This is a genomic window from Vibrio sp. TRT 21S02 (assembly GCF_050113675.1).
Taxonomy (GTDB): Bacteria; Pseudomonadota; Gammaproteobacteria; order Enterobacterales; family Vibrionaceae; genus Vibrio.
The window spans coordinates 1-2,024 of record NZ_JBNJOI010000054.1 but is presented as its reverse complement, the minus strand read 5'-3'; the positions used below and the strand labels follow the sequence as shown (position 1 = coordinate 2,024).

General features: G+C 42.7%; 3 protein-coding genes. 1 reads left to right on the top strand and 2 read right to left on the bottom strand.

All coding sequences use genetic code 11. The features are described from left to right. A partial coding sequence (locus ACQEXU_RS21870) for a type I restriction-modification enzyme R subunit C-terminal domain-containing protein (RefSeq protein ID WP_427012289.1) occupies window positions 1–578 on the top strand: 578 nt, incomplete at its 5' end. A 61-nt stretch (window positions 579–639) separates the two neighbouring features. Here the strand turns inward: ACQEXU_RS21870 and ACQEXU_RS21865 are convergent. Beyond that, window positions 640–1,302 carry a site-specific DNA-methyltransferase gene (locus tag ACQEXU_RS21865; protein ID WP_276393902.1) on the bottom strand — a complete coding sequence of 221 codons (663 nt, stop codon included), beginning with the start codon at window positions 1,300–1,302 and terminating at the stop codon, window positions 640–642. A 391-nt stretch (window positions 1,303–1,693) separates the two neighbouring features. Then, the gene (locus tag ACQEXU_RS21860) at window positions 1,694–1,900 is read right to left on the bottom strand and encodes a hypothetical protein (RefSeq protein ID WP_427012288.1); all 207 of its coding nucleotides are present in this window, start codon (window positions 1,898–1,900) and stop codon (window positions 1,694–1,696) included. Window positions 1,901–2,024 lie beyond the last annotated feature (124 nt).

Below are 2,024 nucleotides of genomic sequence, written 5' to 3'. Positions count from 1 at the left end.
ATGAAAACCGAGTTAGAAAGTTCCATGTCAACGGTGTAACGGTGAAAGCCATTGCCGAACGTGTTCAATACTACGATGCCGACGGTAAACTCGTAACCGAATCGTTCAAAGACTACACCCGCAAGACGATGGCAAAACAGTTCACCTCAATGGATGACTTTGTTAAGCGCTGGCAATATGCCGATAAAAAGCAAGCAATCATTGATGAACTGGCAGAGGAAGGCATCATCTGGGAAGCATTAGAGCTGGAAGTCGGCAAAGATCTCGACCCATTCGACATGATTTGTCATGTCGTGTATGACCAACCAGCACTCACCAGAAAAGAACGTGCAGACAACGTCAAAAAGCGCAACTACTTCACTAAGTACGGTGAAACGGCTCAGCAGGTGTTGAACAACCTACTGGACAAGTACGCAGACAAAGGCGTTCAAGAGATTGAAAATATTCATGTACTCAAAGTTAAGCCTTTTGACGAGATGGGACGCCCTGCTGAGATCGTCAAAAAGTGCTTTGGTGGTAAAGAGCAATACTTAGAAGCGATTTCTGAATTGGAAGCTGAGATTTATCAATCAGCCTAATTCCCACAACCCCGCATTGCTACTCGGCTACCTTCAGGTAGCCGTTAATTGTATTAGCCTTTTAAGTTCCAAAATCCATACGCTGGCGAATATGCTCATGAGCAGACGGGGAAATATCATTCCCTTTAAACCGACGATTCAAGTTTTTAGCTGCAACCAAGGTCGAGCCAGAGCCAAAAAACGGATCAACAACTAACTCTCCGTCTCTGCTACTTTGAGCGACCAGAACTTCCAAGAGACTTACTGGCTTTTCAGTTGGATACCCTCTATAGACTCGTTTATGGGTCAGTATGTCAGGTATGCTCAAATCATTGAGCTTCCTCTTACCCTTTTCAAAAAACAGTATGTATTCGTGTCGAGCACGGTAGTGGTAGCCCATACCAATGCTCACTTTGTCCCATACAATAGGTTTCCAGAATTTGAAGCCGATTTTTTCTGCTATCGGCTTAATAACAAACATCGTTTCTTGGTCACAGAAAAGGTAAAAGTGCGAGTGGTTCTTAAGCACACGATAGACCTCACAGAGTAACGCTTCGAATCTATCGTTAGGAAAAATATCAAACCATTGATTACTTGACGCCTTGCTAACCTTAAGCCGAGTCGTTGTGCCAATTTTTCGGTGTTTTTCTAAAGACTCATAGGGAGGGTCGGTGATTAATAGATCAACGCTCGCAGCATCGAGCGTTGACAGCCATGTAACAGCATCATCTTGAAATAAGTTCATCAGAGTTCTATTCAACAAGACTACTGCATGCTTTCCCATTCATATAGGCTTGAGATTGCACTCCTTTATCCAGGCGACGACAATCTATACAGTAGCTTTGATATCCTTCAGGGTTTCGAGCGGTCACTCTAGCAGGTGTTTTACCAAAGGACGATGGATATGGATGAAAAACGTGCTCTCCTCCATTTGCATCAGAACAATGAGGACAAGACTTAAATTTTTGGCCTGTATGGGGATCTCTTTTGTGTATCATCCCTACGTTCAAACGTTTGTTACAACAACGGCATGCCATGCAAAGCTCCTCTTTAGCATCATAGACAACTTATGATACTAACTGCTTATAAATCAAACAGTGAGGAAAGCAACAAAGTTCATCTTAGCTTGTCAACTTCTAATCCTTACAAATGAGCATCCTTTTGGTTTCCTCGATAGAGATAAGACCCCAATCTAAATTCTCATTCATTACGATCAGTTTTGTATCAGGCAAAACGCTCATTGCTTCATCGACAGCCAACTTTAATGAGTCGAAGTCGAGACTCATTGCTCGGAGATCTGTCCTCTCTTTCCCCATAACATCATACCAATGCCCCTTGTACATCCTGCGCCCCTCTTAATAACGATAATTTATTAGTAAAAGTCAGAAAAAATAATTCTACGTCAAACGCATCCGTCTTTAACGGCTCTTATCTTCATCCAGCCAACTGGATATCTCTGCTAACCCT

Bases quoted from the DNA above. Each gene is read 5' to 3' on its own strand.
- ACQEXU_RS21865 (WP_276393902.1), bottom strand. From the start codon at position 1,302: ATGAACTTATTTCAAGATGATGCTGTTACATGGCTGTCAACGCTCGAT.
- ACQEXU_RS21860 (WP_427012288.1), bottom strand. From the start codon at position 1,900: ATGTACAAGGGGCATTGGTATGATGTTATGGGGAAAGAGAGGACAGAT.